The organism is Streptomyces sp. Tu 3180 (genome assembly GCF_009852415.1).
In the GTDB taxonomy this organism is placed as follows: Bacteria; Actinomycetota; Actinomycetes; order Streptomycetales; family Streptomycetaceae; genus Streptomyces.
Window position 1 is genome coordinate 3,272,593 of record NZ_WOXS01000002.1, and the last position, 22,518, is coordinate 3,295,110.

General features: G+C 73.8%; 22 protein-coding genes. 5 read left to right on the top strand and 17 right to left on the bottom strand.

Annotation, left to right across the window (positions count from 1 at the left end; translation table 11 throughout):
- Nucleotides 1-34 precede the first annotated feature (34 nt).
- The 10 genes from GL259_RS15585 to GL259_RS15630 all read right to left on the bottom strand — a co-directional run bounded on the left by GL259_RS15585 (nt 35) and on the right by GL259_RS15630 (nt 7,239).
- Nucleotides 35-511, bottom strand: coding sequence for a hypothetical protein (locus tag GL259_RS15585; protein ID WP_159533202.1), 477 nt, complete (start codon nt 509-511; stop codon nt 35-37).
- 110 nt (nt 512-621) lie between these two features.
- Nucleotides 622-1,638 carry an NADPH:quinone oxidoreductase family protein gene (locus GL259_RS15590; protein ID WP_159533204.1) on the bottom strand — a complete coding sequence of 339 codons (1,017 nt, stop codon included), beginning with the start codon at nt 1,636-1,638 and terminating at the stop codon, nt 622-624.
- A gap of 46 nt (nt 1,639-1,684) precedes the next feature.
- Nucleotides 1,685-2,050, bottom strand: a complete 366-nt coding sequence (locus tag GL259_RS15595; RefSeq protein WP_159533206.1) for a MerR family transcriptional regulator — start codon at nt 2,048-2,050, stop codon at nt 1,685-1,687.
- Nucleotides 2,051-2,239: 189 nt separating this feature from the next.
- Entirely contained in the window at nt 2,240-3,091 is an 852-nt protein-coding gene (locus tag GL259_RS15600; RefSeq protein ID WP_166461501.1) for an ABC transporter permease, read from the bottom strand.
- Nucleotides 3,088-3,975, bottom strand: a complete 888-nt coding sequence (locus tag GL259_RS15605; protein WP_243762570.1) for an ABC transporter ATP-binding protein — start codon at nt 3,973-3,975, stop codon at nt 3,088-3,090. The genes GL259_RS15600 and GL259_RS15605 overlap by 4 nt, the downstream gene beginning before the upstream one ends.
- A gap of 224 nt (nt 3,976-4,199) precedes the next feature.
- Entirely contained in the window at nt 4,200-4,790 is a 591-nt protein-coding gene (locus tag GL259_RS15610; RefSeq protein ID WP_159533209.1) for a TetR family transcriptional regulator, read from the bottom strand.
- Between the two features lie 11 nt (nt 4,791-4,801).
- Nucleotides 4,802-5,383 carry a sugar O-acetyltransferase gene (locus GL259_RS15615; protein WP_159533211.1) on the bottom strand — a complete coding sequence of 194 codons (582 nt, stop codon included), beginning with the start codon at nt 5,381-5,383 and terminating at the stop codon, nt 4,802-4,804.
- A 111-nt stretch (nt 5,384-5,494) separates the two neighbouring features.
- Nucleotides 5,495-5,869, bottom strand: a complete 375-nt coding sequence (locus GL259_RS15620; protein WP_159533213.1) for a VOC family protein — start codon at nt 5,867-5,869, stop codon at nt 5,495-5,497.
- Nucleotides 5,870-6,169: 300 nt separating this feature from the next.
- A complete protein-coding gene (locus tag GL259_RS15625; protein ID WP_159533215.1) occupies nt 6,170-6,673 on the bottom strand; it encodes a DUF2267 domain-containing protein in 504 nt (167 codons plus the stop codon).
- 143 nt (nt 6,674-6,816) lie between these two features.
- Nucleotides 6,817-7,239, bottom strand: a complete 423-nt coding sequence (locus GL259_RS15630) for an Hsp20/alpha crystallin family protein (protein ID WP_208026477.1) — start codon at nt 7,237-7,239, stop codon at nt 6,817-6,819.
- A gap of 224 nt (nt 7,240-7,463) precedes the next feature.
- On the opposite strand from GL259_RS15630, the gene GL259_RS15635 reads away from it, so the two are divergent.
- Complete coding sequence (locus GL259_RS15635; protein WP_159533219.1) at nt 7,464-7,766, top strand: hypothetical protein; 303 nt, start codon at nt 7,464-7,466, stop codon at nt 7,764-7,766.
- A gap of 83 nt (nt 7,767-7,849) precedes the next feature.
- Here GL259_RS15635 and GL259_RS15640 read toward each other — a convergent pair whose 3' ends face one another.
- From GL259_RS15640 to GL259_RS15650, 3 genes are all read right to left on the bottom strand, one after another.
- Nucleotides 7,850-8,209, bottom strand: a complete 360-nt coding sequence (locus GL259_RS15640; protein ID WP_159533221.1) for a VOC family protein — start codon at nt 8,207-8,209, stop codon at nt 7,850-7,852.
- Between the two features lie 20 nt (nt 8,210-8,229).
- Nucleotides 8,230-9,756 (bottom strand): MFS transporter, encoded by a 1,527-nt coding sequence (locus tag GL259_RS15645; protein WP_159533223.1) that lies wholly within the window; start codon nt 9,754-9,756, stop codon nt 8,230-8,232.
- 304 nt (nt 9,757-10,060) lie between these two features.
- Nucleotides 10,061-11,443 (bottom strand): DUF445 domain-containing protein, encoded by a 1,383-nt coding sequence (locus GL259_RS15650; RefSeq protein WP_243762311.1) that lies wholly within the window; start codon nt 11,441-11,443, stop codon nt 10,061-10,063.
- Between the two features lie 206 nt (nt 11,444-11,649).
- Here GL259_RS15650 and GL259_RS15655 point away from each other — a divergent pair, with 206 nt between their 5' ends.
- Nucleotides 11,650-13,017 carry an SGNH/GDSL hydrolase family protein gene (locus GL259_RS15655; protein WP_159533228.1) on the top strand — a complete coding sequence of 456 codons (1,368 nt, stop codon included), beginning with the start codon at nt 11,650-11,652 and terminating at the stop codon, nt 13,015-13,017.
- Between the two features lie 132 nt (nt 13,018-13,149).
- Here GL259_RS15655 and GL259_RS15660 read toward each other — a convergent pair whose 3' ends face one another.
- The 4 genes from GL259_RS15660 to GL259_RS15675 all read right to left on the bottom strand — a co-directional run bounded on the left by GL259_RS15660 (nt 13,150) and on the right by GL259_RS15675 (nt 16,723).
- Nucleotides 13,150-13,965 (bottom strand): DUF1707 domain-containing protein, encoded by an 816-nt coding sequence (locus GL259_RS15660; protein ID WP_159533230.1) that lies wholly within the window; start codon nt 13,963-13,965, stop codon nt 13,150-13,152.
- A 94-nt stretch (nt 13,966-14,059) separates the two neighbouring features.
- The gene (locus GL259_RS15665) at nt 14,060-15,067 is read right to left on the bottom strand and encodes an ATP-binding cassette domain-containing protein (protein ID WP_159533232.1); all 1,008 of its coding nucleotides are present in this window, start codon (nt 15,065-15,067) and stop codon (nt 14,060-14,062) included.
- A gap of 8 nt (nt 15,068-15,075) precedes the next feature.
- The gene (locus GL259_RS15670) at nt 15,076-15,840 is read right to left on the bottom strand and encodes an ABC transporter permease (protein WP_159538675.1); all 765 of its coding nucleotides are present in this window, start codon (nt 15,838-15,840) and stop codon (nt 15,076-15,078) included.
- 82 nt (nt 15,841-15,922) lie between these two features.
- Nucleotides 15,923-16,723 (bottom strand): ABC-2 family transporter protein, encoded by an 801-nt coding sequence (locus GL259_RS15675; RefSeq protein WP_159533234.1) that lies wholly within the window; start codon nt 16,721-16,723, stop codon nt 15,923-15,925.
- Nucleotides 16,724-16,977: 254 nt separating this feature from the next.
- Here GL259_RS15675 and GL259_RS15680 point away from each other — a divergent pair, with 254 nt between their 5' ends.
- From GL259_RS15680 to GL259_RS15690, 3 genes are all read left to right on the top strand, one after another.
- A complete protein-coding gene (locus tag GL259_RS15680; protein WP_159533236.1) occupies nt 16,978-19,359 on the top strand; it encodes a transglycosylase domain-containing protein in 2,382 nt (793 codons plus the stop codon).
- A gap of 244 nt (nt 19,360-19,603) precedes the next feature.
- On the top strand, nt 19,604-20,587 hold the full coding sequence (locus tag GL259_RS15685; protein ID WP_159533238.1) for a hypothetical protein: 984 nt from the start codon (nt 19,604-19,606) through the stop codon (nt 20,585-20,587).
- 46 nt (nt 20,588-20,633) lie between these two features.
- On the top strand, nt 20,634-22,517 hold the full coding sequence (locus tag GL259_RS15690; RefSeq protein WP_159533241.1) for an HSP90 family protein: 1,884 nt from the start codon (nt 20,634-20,636) through the stop codon (nt 22,515-22,517).
- Nucleotide 22,518: the final 1 nt, after the last annotated feature.

Below are 22,518 nucleotides of genomic sequence, written 5' to 3' on the forward strand. Positions count from 1 at the left end.
TCCGCCTCCGGCTGCGCGCGGGGGCTCCCCGCCCCTACTCCAGCATGCGCTCCGCGTCCTCCGGAACCCAGGGAAAAGGCACGTCGGGCCATCGTGCGGCGGTCCACGCGTCGAGGTCGACGGCGAGGACGGCGTCGACGAAGACCTGGGGCGGGCGGTAGCCGTGGGCGGTGACGTAGTGCGTGACGAGGGACGGCGCCGCGTAGGCGATGCCGGGCCCGCCCGGGATCCGCACCTCCCCGTTGCCCTCCGGGGCCCCGTCCCCGGGGCACAGGTCGCACTCGTGCACCCCGAGGCAGACGTTCATCCACTGGATCCGCCGCACGGCCTCCAGCTTCTCCACGAACGCCGCGGGGACCGCTCCCGTCGGGTACGGCCTGCCGGCCTCCAGCCACCCGATGTTCAGGCGGGTGTACGACGGGCGGTACCACAGCGCGTGGAAGCCCGACTCCGGGTCCGTGAACGCGTCCTCGTCCTGGTAGGCGTACGCGCTGAGATCCTCGTAGAACACCCGCACATCATCGCCGCGCCGTTCCCCTGGGGTCCGCCGGGGTCCGCCGGGGTCCACGCGGTGCCACGCCTCCGGGAGGGCGGGGTATCGCGGTGGGGCGCGGGCGGTTCTCAGCGCCAGGGGTCGAGGGCGTGCTTGCCGCGGGTCCGGCCCGCTTCGAGCCGCCGCAGCACCGCCGGTCCCTCGGCCAGGGGATGGACCCGGGGCGTGCCCGGCGGGTACACGCCCTGGGCGATGAGTGCCGTGAGTTCGGCGAGCAGCGACCGGTGGAGGGACGGGGCCGCCGTCGCCAGCGCGCCGATGTGCAGGCCCTTGAGCTGGACCCGGTGGGTGAACACCAGGTCGTGCGTGCTGAGGCAGGCGTCCCCGGAGGCGGCGCCGAACACGACGACGCGTCCGGTGAAGGGCCTGGTGACCGACAGGCTGGCCTCGAACGTGGCGCGTCCCACCGATTCCAGGACCAGGTCGACACCGCCGGTCAGACGGGTGATCTCCTCGGCCAGACCGGGGCGCGCGCCGTCCAGGACCTCGTCGGCGCCGAGTGCTCGGACGGTGTCGTGCTTGTCCGGTGACGCGGTGGCGATCACGCGCGCGCCGTAGTGGCGGGCGAGGCGGACGGCGGCCTGCCCCACGCCTCCGGCCGCGGCGTGGACGAGCACCGTCTCACCCGCCTCGAGCTCGCCCAGCGGCTTCAGTGCCGCCAGTGCGGTCGCCCAGTTCAGCACCAGGCCGAGGGCTTCGGCGTCGCTCCAGCCGGAGGGCACGGGGAGGACCCCCGCGGCCGACATCGTCATGTACTGCGCGAAGGCGCCCGGCCCGGTGCCGACGACGTGGGTGCCGGGTGGGAGCGGGTCCTCGATCCCGGGGCCGGCGCCCACGATCTCGCCGGCGGCCTCGAAGCCCGCCACGTAGGGCGCCCGCGGGCCTCCTCCGTAGGTGCCGCGGCTCTGCATGACGTCCGCGAAGTTGACCCCGGCGGCGCCCACCCGGACCAGGTACTCGCCGGGTCCCGGGGCGGGGCGGCGCCGATCGGTCACGAGGGCCAGGTCCTCCGGTCCGCCGTGCGATCGCTGCACGAGTGCCCGTACCGTCTGCTCCGCGGCGTGCCGCCGCTCGTCGGTCTCCATGCACCGGACGGTAGGGGCCTGACACCGGTGTGAAGGTCAAGTCCGGTCATCGGCCGGCCCGGTGCGCCTCGCGCAGGTAGGCGTCGAGCGCCGCCTGCTGCTCGCTGAGCGCGGCGATGCGCGCGGCGAGCCGGTCGCGGTACCCGCGCACCTCCCGCAGGAACTCCGCGCACACCGCACCCGCGTCGGCGTCGGGTCCGGCGGTGAGGTGGGGCAGGACTTCCCTGATCAGCCGCACGGGCAGCCCGGACTCCAGCAGGGAGCGGATGACGCGGACGCGGTCGACGGTGGACCGGCAGTAGTCGCGGTACCCGTTGGCGCACCGGCCGGGGGTGATCAGCCCCTCGTCCTCGTAGTACCGCAACGACCTGGCGCTCACGCCGCTGGCTCTGGATGCCTCGCCGATCCTCATGCCGGAGGACAACGTCCGGGCGCTCCGTGCTCTTCCGGTCTCCGCGCCGCGACGGGACGGGGGCGGCTCCCCGGGCGGTGTGCGCGGCCACGGGGCGGCGCTCCGCCCGGAGCCCCGGCGGGCGGGAGCGGCCGTCCCCGTCCGCTCGGCCGGTGCGGCGGGAGCGCCGCCGTGACGGCGGCCGCCCCGCTAGACGACCCGCTGCATCGCCTTCCGGTGCCGTTCCGCCATCGTGGCCCCGGACTCGCGGCGGGCCATCCTGCGCAGGACGGACGGTGCGAGGAGCAGCCCGGCGACCGCCCAGGCGCCCAGCACGCCCACCGTCTCCAGGTACCGCCAGGACGCGTCGATCTCGGCGGCGACCGCCTCGGCCGGCAGCAGCGCGGCCCGCACGCCGAGGCCGATCCAGTACACGGGGAAGACCTGCCCGACGGTCCGCAGCCACTCGGGCAGCTCCGACAGGGGGAAGTAGATCCCGGAGACCACGACGAGTCCCATGACCGGGAGCATCAGCAGCCCGACGGTGCGCGGGCTGCCGACGAGCGAGCCGATGACGGCGCCGACGGGCAGGGTCGCCAGGAGACCCAGCGGCACCACCCACACCAGCGTCAGCAGCGCTCCGCCGCCCTGCCGGGCCACCCCGTCCACCAGGAACACGCCGACGGCGAAGGGGATCGCCATGGAGACGAGGGCCGTGCCCGACACCATGACGACCTTGCCGACCAGGTGGCCGACCATGCCGTGGGGCACGGCCTTGGCCCGCAGCAGCGTGCCGTCCTCGCGCTCGGTGGCGAGGAGCTGCGCCGTGGTCATCACCCCGGTGAACGCGAGCGTCATGCCCACCATGCTCGGCAGCATGAACGCGCCGGCCGAGATGCCCGCGCCCTTCAGCGGCTCGTCCCCGGCCAGGAACAGCGGCACCATGAGCAGGACCGTCCAGAGCACGTACCCGAACACGTCCTGGCCGGAGGTGAAGGTCTGCCTCAGCTCCGTCCAGCCGCGCCGCACCCCCACCCCCACCGCGTGCCACACCGGATTCATCGCGCTCCCTCCCCGAACACCCGTGCCGCCCGCTCGCCGGGGACGCTCCCCGCCTCCAGCTCCCGCACCATCGTCAGGTAGGTGTCCTCCAGGCTCGCCCGGCGCACCTCCAGCCCGCCGATCGCCTCGCCGTGCTCCTCGAACAGCCGGCGGACGAACCGGGTGGGCTCGGCCGTGGCCTGCTCGAAGGGCCGTCCGTCCCGGGTCCAGCGCACGGTGGCCTCGGCCGACACCCGCCGGGACAGCTCCTCGGCCGGGCCGTCGGCCACGATCCGGCCGCCGGCCAGGATGAGGATCCGGTCGGCGAGCTTCTCCGCCTCGGCGAGGTCGTGCGTGGTCAGCAGGACGGTGGTGTTCTCGTCCGCGAGCCCGCGCACCAGGCCGTGGAACTCGTTCCTGGCCTCGGGGTCCAGCCCGGCCGTCGGCTCGTCCAGGAACAGCAGTTCGGGCCTGCCCACGATGCCGACGGCCACGTCGAGGCGCCTGCGCTGCCCGCCCGACAGGGTGCCGACCCGCTTGTCCGCCTGTCCGGTCAGTCCCACCGCGGCGATGAGCTCGTCGGTGTCCCACGGCCGCCGGACGAGGTCGGTGGAGTACGGCGCGTAGTACGAGCCGAGGTGGGCCAGCAGTTCCCGCACCCGCCACTTGCCGTGGTCGCGCCAGGACTGCAGGACGATGCCCAGGCGTGCGCGCCACCGCTCGTCCCCGCGTGCCGGGTCGGCGCCGAGGACGCTCACGTCACCGGCCGAGCGCGCCCGGAAGCCCTCCAGGACCTCGATGGTGGTCGTCTTGCCCGCGCCGTTCGGACCGAGGAGCACGAGGACCTCGCCCCGCCGGGCCGTGAAGTCCACGCCCTTCAGCACCTCTTGGCTGCGGTAGCGCATCCGCAGGTCCCGTACGTCGATGACCGTGTCGCTCTCCGGTGGCGGGCTGCTCCCCGTCCCGGACACGGCGTGAGCAGTCGTCACCGGTGTCCCCCGTCCCTCTTGTGTGTCCGTCCTGCGCGACGAGGGGCCGAGGCCCTGCCGACGTCCCTGGTCATGGGCGCGTCGATGGCCGTGACGAACCGTCACCGCCCGGCAGTGGCTCTCCCCCCTTGACGAACACATTACCGAGCTGGCCGGGCGCTCCCCGCCGCCCCGGCCGGGACTCCCTGCGGGGCCGCGGTGATGCGGGCCACCGCCTCGCGGGTCAGCTCCCGGTCGGACGGGGCGTCCTCCAGTGCCCGGTGCAGGGTCAGGCCCTCGATCAGCGCGTCCAGTTGGCGGGCCGTGGACGGGGCGAAGTGCTGCTCCAGGAGGTCGCGGCTGCGCCGCATCCACCTCCGGCACAGCTGCCGGTAGGGCTCGTGCCGGGCGGCGAGGGTGTAGAGCTCCTGGGCGAGGATCAGGTCGCGGCGGGGGCCCTCGGAGAGCGTGTGGATGAGGTCGGTGACCGCTTCGCGGGCCCGGTCGGCGGTGGTGACGCCGCCGAGGTGGTCCTCGAAGACGGCCACGATGTGGTCGGCGTAGCCGGTGAACGCCTCGCGCAGCAGGTCGTCGATGCCGGTGAAGTGGTAGGTCATCGAGCCCAGGGGCACCTTCGCGCGGGTGGCGATCTTGCGGTGGGAGACGCCGGCGACGCCCTCCTCGGCGATCAGGTCGAGCGTGGCGGCGAGGATGCGCTCGCGGCGCCGCGGGTCGGTGTGTCCGGTGGCCATGGCGGAGGATCTCAGAGGGTGCGGACCGGGCGGGCCGGGTTGCCGACGGCGACGACGTTCGCGGGGACGTCCCTGGTGACGACGGCGCCGGCGCCGATGACGGAGTGGTCGCCGATGGTCACCCCGGGGCAGACGATCGCTCCGCCGCCGAGCCAGACGTTGTCGCCGATGGTGACGGGGAGCGCGGCTTCGAGCTTGTCGCGGCGGGGCTGCGGCTCCACGGGGTGGGTGGGGGTGAGGAGCTGGACGTTCGGGCCGATCTGGCAGTCCTCGCCGATGGTGACGGCCGCGACGTCCAGCGCGGTCAGGTTGTAGTTGACGAAGGTGCGGGCGCCGATGGTGATGTTGCTGCCGTAGTCGACGTGCAGCGGCGGGCGCACGTCCACGTCCTCGCCGACGGAGGCGAGGAGTTCGGTGAGGATCGTCCTGGCCTCGGCGGGATCCTCCAGGTAGGCGGCCTGGTAGCGGGCCGCCAGTCGCATGGCGCGCCGCTGCCGGCGGGCGATCTCGGGGTCGTCGGCGATGTAGAGGTCGCCCGCGAGCATGCGTTCGAGGTGGGTGCGCGGGTCGTCGGCGAAGTGGTCCGTCGGCATGCGTACGATCGTACGCTCCGGAGGCGCGCACGGGCGTGCACGCCGGTCGGCGCGCGTCCGGCGTGGCGGCGTGGCGGCGTGTCCGGCGGTCGGCGCGTCCGGTGAGCGGCGCTAGCCCTTCTCGCCCCGCTCCACGCAGAACTCGTTGCCCTCCGGATCGGCCAGGACGACCCAGCCGGTTCCGTCGGGGCGGGTGCGGTCGGCGAGCAGGCGGGCGCCGAGGCCGATGGCGCGGGCCACTTCCTCCTCGCGGGTGCGGCCCGTCGGCCTCAGGTCGAAGTGGAGGCGGTTCTTGGCGGTCTTGCCCTCCTCCACGCGGACGAAGAGCAGGCCCGGACCGCCGTCCGGGTCCTCAATCAGGGCCTCCGGGTCGCCCGGCTTGTCGTCGTCGGAGAGCGGGTTGCCCAGCAGCGCGCTCCAGAAGGAGGCGAGGTCGTACGGGTCGCCGGTGCAGTCGAAGGTGATGTGGCGGATGGTGGGGTTCAACGGTCCTCCGGGAGGGGCCGGCCAGTGGGGAAGGCGGTGCACCCGCAGGATGCCCCGCGCACGGGAGGGTGTCGAACCGTTTGCCGGGCGACGGCGGGGCGTGCCCGGGCGGGCCGGGCCCGCCGCGCCGGGCTCCGCCCCGCCCGCCGCGGTCTCCGCGGTCTCGGCACAGGACGCCTCCGGGCGGGGCGGGGACGCCTCCGGGCGGGGAGCGCGGGCCGCGGCGGGCGGGGCGGGCTCAGGAGCGGGAGTGGGGCCCGGCGGGGTGGTTCCGGCGGGTGAGGGGGGAGTCCGGGACGGTCACTCCGCCGGCGTCAGCTCCGCCCGGCCGAAGAGCAGGGCGTAGCCCGGGGGCAACTGGGCCAGGATGCGGGTCACCAGGGCGTCGCCGACCAGACCGGGCAGGACGCTCAGGACCGAGCTGACGTCCCAGCGGGCCGTGGCCGGGGTCGAGCCCTCGATGCGGGCCGCCACCGAGCCGACGAACTCCGCGGCCGTCAGCTCGCGGGTCGCCGGGATCTGGGACGCGACCACTCTCGCGGCCTCCTCGGGCAGGGCGCGGGCCAGGTCGACGCGTTCGTCGCCGACGACGTGGCCGCCGAGGGCGGAGAGGACGATGCGGGTGACGCTCTCCGCCTCCGACCGGGTCGGGTACTGGCCCGAATCCTTCACGGCGTCGATCAGTTCGTGCCAGCCGCGGTCCGGGGACGGGGCCGGGGACGGGAGCGGGGACGGGGGCGCCTCGGCCGGGATGCTCCCTCCCCGGTTCGAGGGTGCGGGCTTCTGCGGCGTCAGCGTGGTCATCTGGGGCTCCTCTCCTTCTCCGGTTCTCCGGTGTTCCGGTACTCCGGGGCCTCCGTCGCCCTCCGCGTCGGACGGGCATGGGGGTGCGCCCCGCGGGCGGCCGGTGTCCGCGGGACGCGTGGTGGGTGTGGTGCGACAGTTCGTCAGCCGCTGATCTGCTTGCGGCTGTCGCCGCCGGTGATCTGGATGCGGCGCGGCTTGGCCTGCTCGGCCACCGGGATGCGCAGGGTCAGGACGCCGGCCTCGTACGACGCGTCGATGCGTTCCGTGTCCAGGGTCTCGCCGAGGAACAGCTGGCGGGTGAAGGTGCCGGTGGGGCGTTCGGCGACCACCGTCTCCGCGCCCTCGGGGGCCGGGGACCGGCGCTCGGCGCGCACGTTGAGGACGTTGCGCTCGACGTCCAGCTCGATCGTCTCGGGGTCGATGCCGGGGAGGTCGAAGTGGACGATGAAGTCGTCCCCCGCCCGGTAGGCGTCCATCGGCATCGCCGACGGGCGGGCGGCCGTGCCGAAGACCTGCTGCGCGAGGCGGTCGAACTCGCGGAAGGGGTCGGTACGCATGAGCATCACGGTCCATCTCCTCTCTTCTGGCGCGTTCCGTGCGATGCCCTACGGTCGATTTCTTATATAGCTCGGGGGAGGAAAGTTGACAAGCCCCGACTCACTTCGGCGTGTCCCCGGCTCGCTCCGGCCCGCCCCGGGCCTGGTCGCCGGGGCCGCCGCCCGGGGCGTTAGCCTCGGAGTCCACGAGACCCCGCCCCCGTGGGCGCAGTGGCAGGAGGCAGGCAGACATGGCGAAGGTTCCGAGTTCCGTGGTGGCCGCGAGTGGGCTCGTCGGCGGGTACGGCGTGGCCCGCTGGACGCGGAAGCGGCAGCTGGGCGGGGTCGTCCTCGCCGTCGCCGGGGCCGCCGCCGCGCAGCAGTGGCGGGAGCGGGCCGGCGGGAAGGCCGCGGGGGCGCTGTCGGCCGCGTACGTCGCCGCGTTCGCCGGGTCGCACCCGCTGGCCCGGAAGGTGGGCGCGTGGCCCGCCGTGTTCGGGGTGGCGGGAGCCGTGGCGCTCGCCTCGTGGGCGGTCGCCGACCGGCGCGGCTGAACCCTCCGGGACACCGGCCCCACCGGCTCGTGCCCCGCCCGGAGGGCCCGGCGCCGGGACGCGGGCCCGCGTCCCGGCCCTCGTCAGGCCCGGTGGCTCAGCACGTTCACCACCCGGCCGTTCGGTTCGCGGACGAAGAAGCGGCGCACGCCCCACTCCTCGTCCCGCAGCTCCCGCACGACCTCCGCGCCCGACGCCCGCACCCGCTCGTACACCGCGTCGACGTCCTCCACCTCCACGCTGAGGTCGGGGACCACCGGTGCCGTGCGCTCCTCGGTGAAGAAGCTGATCTGGGCGGTGGGGTTGGCGGGGGAGGCCATGGTCGTCACCCAGCCCATGTCCATGACTTCCTCGAAGCCGAGGAGGCCGTAGAAGTCGCGGCTGGCGTCCATCGCCTCCGGGGAGGCCACCGGGATGTCGGGCACGATCCTGCGGACGGTCATCGTCGTACGGGTCCCTTCGTCTAGGCCTTCGCCGGTGACGCGCCCGGCCCCGACCCGGTCTCCGCACCCGTGCGCGCCTTGTCCCTCGCCTTCGACGCGGCGGCGGTGAGCGGCGCGGCGATGTCCTCCAGGGAGCGGCGTTCCGCCTTCACCGCGAGGAACGCGGCCACCAGGCCCGCCGCGCACATCAGGCCGGCGCCGATCTGGAAGGCGAGGACCGTGTCGCCGACCTCGCCGGTGCCCGTGAGGTCGGCGAACAGCAGGGGGCCGCTGATGCCGCCGGCGGCGGTGCCGAGGGCGTAGAAGAAGGCGATGGACATCGCGCGGGTCTCCATGGGGAAGATCTCGGAGACCGTGAGGTAGGCGCTGGAGGCGCCCGCCGAGGCGAAGAACAGCACCGCGCACCAGCAGGCCGTCAGGGTGGTCGCGCTGAGCGAGCCCCGGTCGAACAGCCAGGCCGTGCCGAACAGCAGCAGGCCGGAGAGCAGGTACGTCCCGGAGATCATCACCCGGCGGCCGACCGTGTCGAACAGCTTGCCGAGCAGCAGCGGGCCCATGAAGTTGCCGAGCGCGATGACGGCGAAGTAGTAGCCGGTGTTCCCGGAGGGGACGTCGAAGAACGTCGTCAGGATCGCGCCGAAGCCGAAGGTGATGGCGTTGTAGAGGAACGCCTGGCCGATGAAGAGGGAGAAGCCGAGGACCGAGCGCCTGCGGTAGCGGGCGAAGAGGGTGCGGGCGATCTCCGTGAAGGTGACGTTCTTGCGCTGGTGGATGGTGAGCTCGCCCTCCGCGCGGGGCAGCGGCTCGCCCTTCTCGGCCTCGATCCGCCGCTCGATGTCGCCGACGATGCGTTCCGCCTCCTCGTCGCGGCCGTGGATCAGCAGCCAGCGCGGGCTCTCGGGGACGTGGCGGCGGACGAGGAGGATCACCAGGGCGAGGACGGCGCCGAGGGCGAAGGTCAGCCGCCAGCCGACGTTCGCCGGGAAGATCGCGGTGTTCAGCGCGAGGATCGACAGCAGCGAGCCGCCGACCGCGCCCAGCCAGAAGCTGCCGTTGATCATCAGGTCGACGCGGCCCCGGTACTTCGCGGGGATCAGCTCGTCGATCGCGGAGTTGATGGCCGCGTACTCACCGCCGATGCCGAAGCCGGTGAGGAAGCGGAAGAGGAAGAACCACCAGGTGTCGAAGGCGATCGCGGTCAGGGCGGTGGCGCCGAGGTAGACCGCGAGGGTGATCATGAAGAGTTTTTTGCGCCCCCAGATGTCGGTCAGGCGGCCCCAGAAGAGGGCTCCCGCGCAGGCGCCGGCCACGTAGAGGGCGGCGGCGATGCCGGTGACCTCTCCGGAGGTGATGGGCAGTCCGCTGCCGGGCTCCGACAGCCGGCCGGCGATGTTGCCGACGACCGTGACCTCCAGGCCGTCGAGGATCCACACGGTGCCGAGACCGATGACGATCGACCAGTGCCAGCGCGACCACGGCAGGCGGTCGAGCCGGGCCGGAATGGTGGTGGTGATGGTGCGGCCGGTCCCGGCCTGCGCGGTGGTCATGGGCCCCCTCCTCGTCGAAGTGAACGCCCGTCGGGTGCCCTGGGTCGGGCACTTTCACGCCCGCCCCGCCCCCGCCCCGCCTCACCGGCGTGCGCCCGGCGGGGACGGCCGGGCGCACGCCGGGGCCGTCGGCCGGATCGGGTCGCGGGGCGTCGGCGGTGACGTGCCGTCGCCGTGGGCGGGGCCCGGTGCGTGCGGCCGCACGGCGGAGGAGGGAGCCGGCGCGGAGCGCCGGCGAGGGCCGACGACGCCGCGGACGCGCGTGCCGGGCCCCGCGTCCGCGGCGTGATCCGGACGGCAGGCCCTACGCCCCCAGCGCCCGCGAGACCGTGTAGATCAGCAGCCCGGCCAGGGAGCCGACGACCGTGCCGTTGATGCGGATGAACTGCAGGTCGCGGCCGATGTTGGCCTCGATCTTCCGGGTGGTGTGCTCGGCGTCCCAGCTCGCCACCGTGTCCGTGATCAGGGAGGTGATCTCCTTGCGGTAGGTGGTGACGACGTACACCGCCGCGCTCTCCAGCCAGCCGTCGACCTTCCCCTGCACCTTGGGGTCGGCCGCCATCCGGGCGCCCAGCGACAGCAGCGAGGCCCGCACGCGCAGCCGCAGTTCGCTGCGCTCGTCCTCCGCCGCGGAGACGATCATGGACCGTACGGCGGTCCAGACGGAGGCGATCAGGTCCTGCACCTCGTCGCGGTCGAGGATCTCGCCCTTGAGGCGTTCGATCCGGGCGCGGGTGTCGGTGTCGGACTGGAGGTCGGAGGCGAAGTCGGTGAGGAAGCGGTCGAGGGCGCCGCGCGCGGGGTGGGCGGGCATGTCGCGCATCTCGGTGGTGAAGCGGAGCAGTTCCTTGTAGACGCGCTCGCCGACCTTGCGGTCCACGAACCGGGGGGTCCAGCCGGGCGCGCCGCCCTGCACGGCGTCCATCACGGAGTCGCCGTGCAGCACCAGCCAGTCGTGCGCGCGGGTGACGATCAGGTCCACGGCCCGTTTGTGGCCGCCGTCGGCGACGATCTTCTCCAGCATCTTGCCCATGCCGGGCGCGATCTCCTGGGCGTCGGCGCGGCGCGTGATGGCCTCGCCGACCACCGCCTGGACGTCGGAGTCGCGCAGCACGGTCAGCGCGCCGCGCAGGGCCGCCGACAGTTCGGCGGTGACCCGGTCGGCGTGCTCGGGGACGGAGAGCCAGGCGCCGAGCCGGCTGCCGATGCCGACGGCGCGCAGCCGCCCGCGCACGACGTCCTCGGAGAGGAAGTTCTCGCCGACGAAGTCGCCCAGGGAGACGCCCAGCTGGTCCTTCTTGGTGGGGATGATCGCGGTGTGCGGGATGGGCAGGCCGAGGGGGTGGCGGAAGAGGGCGGTGACCGCGAACCAGTCGGCGAGCGCGCCGACCATGCCGGCCTCGGCCGCGGCGGCCACGTAGCCCGCCCAGGCGCCGGCGCCCTGGTGGGAGCCCCACTTGGCGAGGACGTAGACCAGGGCGACGAAGAGCAGCAGCCCCGTGGCGGTGAGCTTCATCCGGCGCACTCCGCGCTGTTTCTCCTCGTCCGCCGGACTGAACGTCGTCATCGCGCGGTTCACGAAGACGCCGGGGCGGGCGTGCCGCCCGTCGGCGCCCCGCTCCTCGGTCTCCGCCGCTTCCGCGACTTCTGCGGCTTCTGCGGCTTCCACCGCTTTCGTCCGTTTCATCCGCCGCTCCATCCGCTCCACCCGTCCGGTGATCTCTCACACATTGTCCCTTCCTGACCGACTCCCGGAACGGAACAGGAGTTCCCGGCGTCTGTCCGGAGGGGGATCGCGCAGGGGTACCGCCGGCCCTCCCCCGCCCATGACGCATCATGGGATCGATCGGATCGGAGCCTCGGGCTCCCATCTCCCGAGGAGAACAGAACAGCATGACCCGTGGTCGTGACGGGGGCGCGGGAGCGCCTCCCGCCCAGCACCGCGCCCTGCTCGCCGCGGTCGTCGCCGCGATCGTGGCCCTTTCCGCCGCCATCTACGTCGGTGCCGCCTCCGACGGCGGCACGCGGAAGCGCGACACCCTCGCCGGCGGCCGCGCCCAGCACAACAACCCGGCCGCGCCCGCCTCCACCGGCACCTGGGTCGGCTCCTGGGCCACGTCCCCGGTCGGCGGCGAGCCCGGCACCGAGATGACCGGGCTGGCCGGCCGCTCGGTGCGCAACGTCGTCCACACCGGCACCGGCGGTACGAGTGCCCGCGTCACGCTGTCCAATCTCTACGGTCAGTCGCCGCTGACCGTCTCCCACGCCTCGATCGCCGTCTCCGCGGGCTCCGGCACGGCCGCGGCGCTCCCCGGGACGATGCGGCCCCTCACCTTCGGCGGCGAACCGACGGTCGTCATCCCGGCCGGCGGGCAGGTGACGAGCGACGCCGTGCGCGTCGCCGTGCCGCAGGACGGGGACGTCCTGGTCACCACGTACTCCCCCACCGAGTCCGGGCCGGTCACCTACCACCCGCACGCGCGCCAGATCTCCTACGTCGCCGACGGCGAGCACACCCGGGACACGACCGGGACGCCGTACACCGAGGAGAGCACCGTCTGGCGGTACGTGACGGCACTGGACGTGCTGAGCAAGGAGTCGAACGGCACGGTCGTCGTCCTCGGCGACTCGCTCACCGACGGCATCACCTCCACCACCGGCGCCAACAACCGCTGGCCGGACGTCCTGTCCGACCGGCTGCGCGCCGCGCTCGAGGCCGGCCGGGACGTGCCGCGCCACAGCGTCGTCAACGAGGGCATCAGCGGCAACCAGATCCTCGCCGACGGCCTCGGCCGCCCGCCGGAGAACCCCGGCGCACTGAACCGCTTCGGCCGTGACGTCCTGGGCCGCCCGAACGTCAGGACCGTGGTCGTCGTCCTCGGCATCAACGACATCCTGCGCCAGCCGGGCACCGCCGACCCGGACAGGATCGTCGCGGGGATGAACGCCCTCGTCGAGCAGGCCCACGCGCGCGGGCTGAGGGCCGTCGGCGCGACGCTGATGCCCTTCGGCGGTCACCGCGGTTACACCGACGCGCGCGAGGCGGTGCGGCAGCGGATCAACGCGGAGATCCGCGCGGGGCGCGTCTTCGACGCGGTCGTCGACTTCGACAAGGCGCTGCGCGACCCCTACGACCCGCGCCGCCTGCGCTCCGACTACGACTCCGGCGACCACCTCCACCCGAGCGACAAGGGGTACACGAGGATGGCCGAGGTCTTCGACCTGGACGACCTGAAGGGCGGCGCGCCGGCGAAGCTGTGAGCCCCGGCGGAGCCGCCGTGCCGGGGCCGGTGGGCGGTCGCACCGGCCCGGTGGACCGTCGTGCCGGACCGGGAGGCCGCCCTGCCGGGCCGTCGAGCCGGGCCGCCGGAAAGGGACCCGGGCGGTCAGCGGTCAGCGGTCGTCGTCGCGTCCTCGTCCGCGCCCGTGCTCGCCGTGCTCCTCGGCGTGCCGGTCGGGCAGGCCGTGCAGACCGTGCAGGTTCAGGCCCGGCCGGTCGCGGCGGGGGCCGTCCAGTTGGTGGCCGGCCGCCTTGCGCTCCAGCTTCTGCCGGCGGCGCTCCTCGCGCAGGCGCTGCTTGTCCGCGCGGGGCAGCTTGCGCTGGACGCCGACGCCGCCCCAGAAGGCGAAGCCCGTGACGATCACGCGCGGGGCGCCCGGCTCACCCGGGACGCCCTCCTCCCGGTGGTCGAAGCCGCCCATGATCCCGATGCCGCGCACGACGACCTCGACGCCGGGCGGGACGACGACGTCGATCCCGCCCATGATCGCCACGGCGTTGATCACGACCTCGCGGTCCGCGAAGTTCGCCTCGCGCAGATCGATCTCCCCGCCGCCCCAGAACGCGAAGCAGTTGAAGCGGCGCGGCGCCGTCCAGCGCCCCTTGCGCTGGAAGCCCGACATGACGGCCACCGCCCACGTCGACGTCCCCGCGTCGTCGCCGCCGACGATCCGGTCCGGCCAACTCCCGGCCGCTTCGGGGTCCTTGGTCAGGGAGACGGCGGGGACGGCCGCACCCCGGGCGGCCGGCAGGTCGCGGGTGATCGGCGCCAGTTCCCCGTACGTCCGCGCCCTGTACGTCGCGTCCAGCCGCTCCTCGAACTCCTCCATGTCCAGGCGCCCCTCCGCCAGGGCGTCCCGCAGGATCTCGGCGACCCGCTCACGGTCGGCGTCGGAGGCGCGGAGGTCCGGGGCTGCGTCTTCGGTCATACACCTCAGCCTACGAGTTGCCTCCGTCACACGGCTACGAGACCGCCCCGTCCCCGGCCCACGACCGCGGGGCCGCCCCGTCCCCGGCCCACGGCTACGGGGCCGCCCGCCCGGCCCGCTCCGGCGGGGGCTCGGGGGCGTCCCCCGGTCGGTGCAGCATCTTCGCGATCACCGCCTCGATGTCCGGCTCCCGCACCGACAGGTCGACCAGCGGATGGTCCGCCGCGATCCGCGCCACGAGCGGGGCCGCCGACTGGGAGGCCGGGAACGCCAGCCACTGCCGCGGCCCCTCCACCCGCACCACCCGCGCGGGCGCGGGCACGTCGATCGGCGGCAGCTCCCGCTCCAGGTCCACCACCAGCGTCCGTTCGCTCTCCCCCGCCTCGTGCAGCCCGGCGAGCGGGCCGTCGTACATCAGCCGGCCGTGGTCGATGACCATCACCCGCGAGCACAACTGCTCGATGTCCTGGAGGTCGTGCGTGGTCAGCAGCACCGTCGTGGCCCGCTCGGTGTTCAACTCCCGCAGGAACTCCCGCACCCTGGCCTTGGAGACCACGTCCAGACCGATCGTCGGCTCGTCCAGGTACAGCACCTGCGGGTCGTGCAGCAGCGCCGCCGCGATGTCGCCGCGCATCCGCTGCCCCAGCGACAGCTGCCGCACCGGGACGTCCAGCAGCTCACCGAGACCGAGGAGTTCGACCATCCGGTCGAGGTTCTCGCGGTACCGCGCGTCGGGGATGCGGTACATGCGGTGCACCAGCCTGTACGAGTCGATCAGCGGCAGGTCCCACCACAGCGTCGTCCGCTGCCCGAACACCACCCCGATCCGGTGCGCGAGCCGCATGCGCTCCCGGGAGGGGTCGATCCCGGCGACCCGGACCCGGCCGCCGCTCGGCGTCAGGATCCCGGTGAGCATCTTGACCGTGGTCGACTTGCCCGCGCCGTTCGGCCCGATGTAGCCGACCATCTCGCCGCGCGCCACCGTGAAGGAGAGCGAGTCGACGGCCCGCACCCGCCGCCGCTCCCGCCTCAGGAAACCGGTCCTCCTGTGCACGTCGAAGACCTTCTCGACGCGGTCCAGCTCGATGAACGCGTCCGTCATGACCGCCCCTAACTCCCCGTGCTCCGATACGACCGCAGCCCGGCCCGCCACGCCACCCCGGCCAGCGCGGCGCACCCCGCCGCCACCAGCGGCGGCGCGAACGCCGCCCACGGCGGCAGGTCCAGCGGGTACGGCCGCCCCAGCACGTAGGAGGCCGGCACCCAGTTGACGAAGGCGAGCGGCAGCACGAACGTCACCCCGCGCACCAGGTCCCTGCCGAACACGGTCGGCGGGTACTGCAGCAGCGTGGTGCCGCCGTACGTGAACGCGTTCTGCACCTCGGCGGCGTCCTGCGCCAGGAACTGGAAGGCCGCGCCCCCCACGAACAGCGCGCCGAAGATCACCGCGCCGCTGACCAGCATCACCGGCACCAGCAGCGCCTTCGGCGCGGTCCAGTCGACGTCGACCGCCGTCAGCGCCCAGCCCAGCACCACCGCTCCCTGGGTGATCCGGCCCAGGCGGCGCAGCGCGAAGCGGTCCGCGCCGACCTGGGCGAGCACCGGCGCGGGCCGTACCAGCAGGATGTCGAAGGAGCCGTCGCGTATCCGGGCGCCCAGGACGTCCATCGAGCCGAGCAGCAGGTCGGCGGTCCCGAACGCCGTCACGGACAGGCCGTACAGGAAGGCGATCTCGGGCAGCGTCCACCCGCCGAGGGAGTCGACCTGCGAGAACATCAGCAGGATCGTGACGAAGTCCAGCCCGGTCAGCAGCAGGTTGCCGAGCACCGTGACGGCGAAGGAGGCGCGGTAGGTCATGGTGGACCGGATCCACATCCCGGCGATCAGCCGGTAGGCCCGCAGTCCCTCCGCCGCCCTGGAGGGCTCCCCCGTTCCGGGGAGCTCCCCGGCCGATGCCTCACCCACCCTGCACCACCACCCGCCGGGTCGCCGCCGACTGCACCAGCCGGCCCGCCGCCAGCAGCGCCACCGCCCACGCCGCCTGGAAGGCGTACGCCCCCAGGGGGTCGGCCTCCCCCATCAGCACGTCCGCCGGCATCTGGAGCTGCGCCGCCCACGGCAGCGCCCGGAGGACGTCGCCGAGGGCGCCGGGGAAGGCGTTCAGCGGCAGCACCATGCCCGAGCAGAAGACCCCCGTGACCATCAGGGCCTGCGCGACGCCGTGGCCGTCCAGCAGCCAGAACACGCTCAGCGCGAACAGGTAGCGGATCGCGAAGCTGACGACCACCGCCAGCAGGAGCGCGACCAGGAACGCCGCCCAGGTGGTGACGTCCCCGGGCAGCGCCGTCGGGAAGAACAGCGCGCCGACGGCGAACGGGATCACCCCCCGCCCCAGCACCTGGAACAGCGCCCGCCCCACGTCGCTCGCCAGCCACCACGTCTGGAGGTCGGCCGGCCGGTACAGGTCGATGGCGATCTCACCCGTACGGATGCGGCCCATCAGGTCCTTCTCGGTGCCGCCGCCCTGGACGGCCAGCGCCGAGTAGAGCGCCTGCCCCAGCCACACGTAGGTGACGGCCTGCGCCTGGTCGTACCCCCCGAGGCGGGGTCTCTCCTCCCACAGCGCCAGGTACGTGTGGACGAGGATCAGCCCGAAGACCGTGTTGGTGAACACCCCGGCCGCGGTGGCCACCCGGTACGTCGCGTACCGCCGGAAACCCCCCACCGCGACAGCCAGGTACAACCGCCCCGAACCCACGCCCGCACCCCTCCTCCCGCACCCGGCACCGAAGCGCAGGAGCCTAGGGGGACGGCGGACCGCCCGCCACGCATTTTCCGGCGCCGCGGGGGCACCGGGACACGGGCCGGCAGGGCCGTCCGTGTGACAGGGCACATGTGTGCGCGGCGCGCGCCGTCGACGGGGAACCGGTCGCCGGATGCGACAGTCTTGAATAAGAGGGGCGCATCAGGCGTAGGTGAACGAACGAGGCGAAACAGGAGTCCGTGCACGACATGAGCGACGAGCCGCAGCCGCAGCAGCCCGGCCCGAGCCGGGCACCGAGACAGCCTCAGGCGGCCGACGCCCCGCAGCGGCCGGCGGGGGGCGGGGGCAAGGACAGGCGCACCGGACGGCGCCGGCTGATCCCCACCCGGCGCATGGTGCTGGGCACCCTCCTCGTCGGCGCCCTGCTGGTCGTCGGAGGCTTCGTCCTCGGCTACACGCTGGTGCAGATCCCGTCCGCCAACGCCCTCGCCCTCCAGCAGGCCAACGTCTACCTGTACGCCGACGGCACCGTCCTCGCCCGCGACGGCGAGGTCAACCGGGAGAACGTCTCCCTCGACCGGATCTCGAAGGACGCCCAGCACGCCGTCCTGGCCGCCGAGGACCGCGACTTCTACAGCGAGTCCGCGATCGACCCCCAGGCCATGGTCCGCGCCGCCTGGAACACCGCCACCGGCAAGGGCAAGCAGTCCGGCTCCACGATCACCCAGCAGTACGTGAAGAACTACTACCTGCGCCAGGAGCAGACCGTCACCCGCAAGGTGAAGGAGTTCTTCATCGCCATCAAGCTGGACCGCGAGCAGACCAAGGACCAGATCCTCGAGGGCTACCTCAACACCAGCTACTTCGGCCGCAACGCCTACGGCGTCCAGGCCGCCGCCCACGCCTACTACGGCATCGACGCGAGGGACCTGGACGCCGGCCGCGCCGCCTACCTCGCCGCCCTGGTCAACGCCCCCAGCCAGTACGACGTCGTCGCCCACCCGGAGAACCGCCCGGCCGTCGAGGCCCGCTGGAACTACGTCCTGGACGGCATGGTCGAGGAGGGCTGGCTCAGCGCGTCCGAGCGCGCCGGCATGGAGTTCCCGGCACCCAGGGCGAGCACCCTCTCCACCGGCCTGTCCGGCCAGCGCGGCTACATCGTGCGCATCGTGAAGGACCACCTGATCGAGAACGGGCTCGTCGACGAGGCCTCGCTCGACGCGGGCGGCTACCGCATCACCACCACCCTCCACAAGGACAAGCAGGACGCCTTCGTCGACGCCGTCAACGACAAGCTGATCGACCGGCTCGACCAGGAGAACCGCAAGGCCGACACCTACGTCCGCGCGGGCGGCGCCTCCATCGACACGAAGACCGGCAAGGTCGTCGCGATGTACAACGGCATCGACTACGTCAAGCAGTACACCCCCAACGCCACCCGCCGGGACTACCAGGTCGGCTCCTCCTTCAAGCCGTTCGTGTTCACCGCCGCCGTCGACAACGGGTCCCGCACCCAGGACGGCCGCCCCATCACCCCGAACACGGTCTACGACGGCACCAGCGAGCGCCCCGTCGAGGGCTGGAGCGGCGACCGCTACGCCCCCGAGAACGAGGACCACCGCGACTACGGCGACATCACCGTCCGCGAGGCCACCGACAAGTCGGTGAACGCCGTGTACGCGCAGATGGCCGTGGACGTCGGCCCCGACGAGGTCAGGCGGACCGCGATCGACCTGGGCCTGGCCGCGGACACGCCCAGCCTGGACGACGCCGGCCCGTCCATCGCCCTCGGCGTGGCCACCGCCAGCGTGCTGGACATGGCCCAGGCGTACGCGACCCTCGCCAACCACGGCGAGCACGGCACGTACACGATGATCGAGAAGATCACCAGGGGCGGGACGGAGACGGTGGAGCTGCCCGCGCGCAGGACCCACCAGGCCGTCAGCCGCCAGGCCGCCGACACCACCACCCACGTCCTGCGCGGCGTCGTCCAGAACGGCACCGCCACCGCCGCCCTCTCCGCGGGCCGCCCCGCCGCCGGCAAGACCGGCACCGCGGAGGAGGACAGGGCCGCCTGGTTCGCCGGCTACACCCCCGAACTGGCCACCGTCGTCGCCGTCATGGGCCAGGACCCCGTCACCGCCGCGCAGAAGGAGCTCTACGGCGTCATGGGCCTGCCCCGCATCAACGGCGGCGGCGCACCCGCCGAGATCTGGGGCCAGTACACCCGGGAGGCCCTCCGGGGCGAGCCGGTCCAGGACTTCGACCTGCGGCTCCAGCCCGGCGCCGACCGGCCCCAGCCGTCCGCCGACGCCACCGGCACCGACCCGGCCACCAGTGACCCGGCCGGCGACGGCGAGACGCCGGACGGCGGGGAGACGCAGGACCGCACCCCCGGCACCTCCCCGGGACAGACCGACGGCGGGACGCAGGAGCAGACCGACGGCACCACCGCGACCGGTGGCACCGGCGACGGGGGAACCGACGGCGCCACCACCTCGGACGGCACGACCGACGACACCACCGGCGGGGACACCGGCGGCGGGGAGACGGGCGACGACGACAACGACGACGGTGGCGGCGGCGGTCTGACCGGTGCCCTCATCCAGGGCGGCCGGGAACGGGACTAGGCCCGGTCCGGCCGTCCGCGCCCCGCGCCCCTCGCCCCGGCCCCGGTCCTTCGTCCCGCCCTCCCGTCCCGGCCCCGGCCCTCGTCCCGTGACCGCCCGCGGGGCACCCCGGGAGGTGCCGCCGGGGACCGGGCGGGACGAGGGGGCGGGAGCGTGAAGTGCCCGTGAAAACCCTGTGGAAGCGGTGTCGGTGGGGCCGCTTATGCTGCACCGGACGATCACGCGGGACCAGGGAGGGCGCGGCATGTTCGGCAGGCTGTTCGGCGGGGGCACGGAGAGACCGGCGGCGGATCCGCACGCCCTTCCCGTCCCGCGCAAGAAGAACGGGATGTACCGGCTGCGCGCGCTCGGGGACACGCGGGTGCTCGCGCTGGTGGAGGCGGCCGACGCCGGTGACTGGGCCGAGGTCAGGGCGGCGCTGGCCCCCTTCGACCTCGGCCGCGACCACCGGGTCCTCGGTGAACTGGCCGTCCTGGACGGCGTGCAGGACTGGATCGGCCGGGCCGTCGAGGAGGACAAGGAGCACCGGGCGGAGGCCCTGCTGATATCCGGGGCGCGCCACATCAGCTGGGGCTGGGAGGCGCGCACCGCCGCGCGCGCCGCGGACGTCACGCAGGAGCAGTGGCGGGTCTTCCACGAGCGCCTCCACATCGCCGAGGAGCAGCTGCTCGAGGCCGCCGAGCTGCGGCCGGAGTGGGTCACGCCGTGGCGTCAGCTCCTCACCTCCGGCCGCGGCATGTCGCTGGGCGCCGCCGTCAACGAGACCCGGTTCGACGCCGGCCTGCGCCGCGACCCGCTGGATCCGGACATCCACACCGAGTGGCTGGCGCAGCTGCAGCCCCGTTGGGGCGGGGAGCCCGGCCAGGCCCTGGCGTTCGCCCGCGAGGCGTTCGCCCGCGCCCCGCAGGGGCACCCCCTGGGCTGCGTGATCGCCATGGCGCACATCGAGGAATGGGTCGAGTCGGACCGCGGGGACTGCCTGGAGACCCCCGGGATCCAGGCCGAGTTGCGGAACGCGGCCGACCACAGCATCCTCCACCCCGCCTACGTGCGCCGCCCGGGCTGGCAGCACGACTTCAACGTGTTCGCCATGGCCCTGTCGCTGGCGGACGAACGCCACACGGCCCGGCGCGTCTTCCAGGCGCTGGACGGTGCCTTCACCACCTGGCCCTGGACCTTCTTCGCCGAGCCCGAGAAGCAGTTCGCCCGCCGCCAGCGCCGCGCCTGAGCACACGCCCGCCCCGTCGCCCCTCCCTCCCACCCCGGACTGCCCGATGAACCTGCCCGACAACGCCGCGAACCCGGCCGGCGCCGACCGCACCTTCCAGGTGGACCTGCGCGGCCTCGTCGACCTCCTCTCCCACCACCTCTACTCCAGCCCCCGCGTCTACCTGCGCGAACTGATGCAGAACGCGGTGGACGCGCTGACAGCCCGGCACCGCCTCGAACCGGACGCCCCCACCGGCGCCTTCGGCGTCCGCCTGTACGCCGACGGTTCGGTGGTCCGCGTCGAGGACGACGGCGTCGGTCTCACCGAGACCGACGTGCACGCCTTCCTCGCCACGATCGGCCGCAGCAGCAAGCGCGCCATGGGGGTCCCCCCGGACGAGCCCATTCGAGGCTGGGGGAAGATCACCGAGCAACGCGGCGACTTCATCGGCCAGTTCGGGATCGGCCTGCTCTCCTGCTTCCTGGTCGCGGACGAGATCCACGTCCTGAGCCGCTCCGCCCGCACCCCCGACGCACCCGCCGTGGAGTGGCGGGGACGCGGCGACGGCAGCTACACCGTCCGCACCCTGCCCGCCTCCGCCCGCCCCCGGCCCGGCACCACCGTCACGCTGACGCCGCGCGCCGACGCGGGCGAGTGGACCCGGCCCGCGCAGGTGCACGCGCTGGCCCGCCACTTCGGCTCCCTGCTGCGCCACCCGGTGACCTTCGACGACGGCACGGGCGGCCCGGGCACGGCCGTCAACCCCGAGCCCGCCCCCTGGGCGCGGACCTACCCCACGCCGGGGGCCCGCTCCCGCGCGCTGGCCGCGTACGGCGAGGAGGTCTTCGGGTTCACCCCGCTGGACACCGTCGAGCTGGACCTGCCGGCCGTGGGCCTGAAGGGCATCGCGTGCGTGCTGCCCGAGGCGGTGCCGGCCGGGCGCCGCCACGGCCACCGCGTGCACGTCAAGGGCATGCTGCTGTCCGAGCAGGCCGAGGAGATCCTGCCCGAGTGGGCGTTCTTCGTCCGCTGCGTCGTCGACGCCGAGAGCCTGCGCCCGACCGCGTCCCGCGAGGCGCTGTACGAGGACGACACCCTCGCCGCCGTCCGCGACGCCCTCGCCGGGAAGCTGCGCGCGTGGATCGCCCGGGCCGCCGCCAGCGACCCGGACCTGCTGAACCGCTTCCTGCAGACCCACCACCTGGCCGTGAAGTCGCTCGCGGTGCACGACGACGAGATCCTGCGGATGCTGCTGCCCTGGCTGCCGTTCGAGACCACCGACGGGCACACCACCCTCGACGAGTTCGCGCGCACCCACCGCACCGTGCTCGTGACGTCGAGCGTGGAGGAGTTCCGGCAGGTCGCGGCGATCGCCTCGGCCGCCGGGCTCGGCGTCGTCAACGGCGGCTACACCTACGACCGCGAACTGGTCCACCGGCTGCCCGAGATCAGGCCCGAGGCCGCGGTCGCCGATCTCGACCCGGCGACCCTCACCGCCCACCTCGACCCCGTCGACCGGGAGACGGAACTGGCCGCCGCGGCCTACCTCGCCCTGGCCCGCGACGCCCTCGCCGTCTTCGACTGCGACGTCGCGCTGCGCACCTTCCAGCCCGCCTCCGCCCCCGCCCTCCTCGTCGACAGCCGCGAGGCCCGGCACGAGCGCACCCGCTCCCAGCTCGCCCGCGAGCAGGAGGGCGGCCTGTGGGGCGACATCCTCGGCGCCCTGCGCCAGGAGGCGCCGCGGGCCCAGCTGATCCTCAACCAGCTCAACCCGCTGGTACGCACCGCCGTCGCCATCGACGAGCCCGAACTGGCCCGCACCAGCGCCGAGGCCCTCTACGGGCAGGCCGCGCTGCTGTCCCGGCGCCCGCTCAGGCCCGCCGAGTCGAGCCTGATCAACCGCTCCTTCCTCGACCTTCTCGCCCACGCTCTGCGCAAGGACAGCTGAC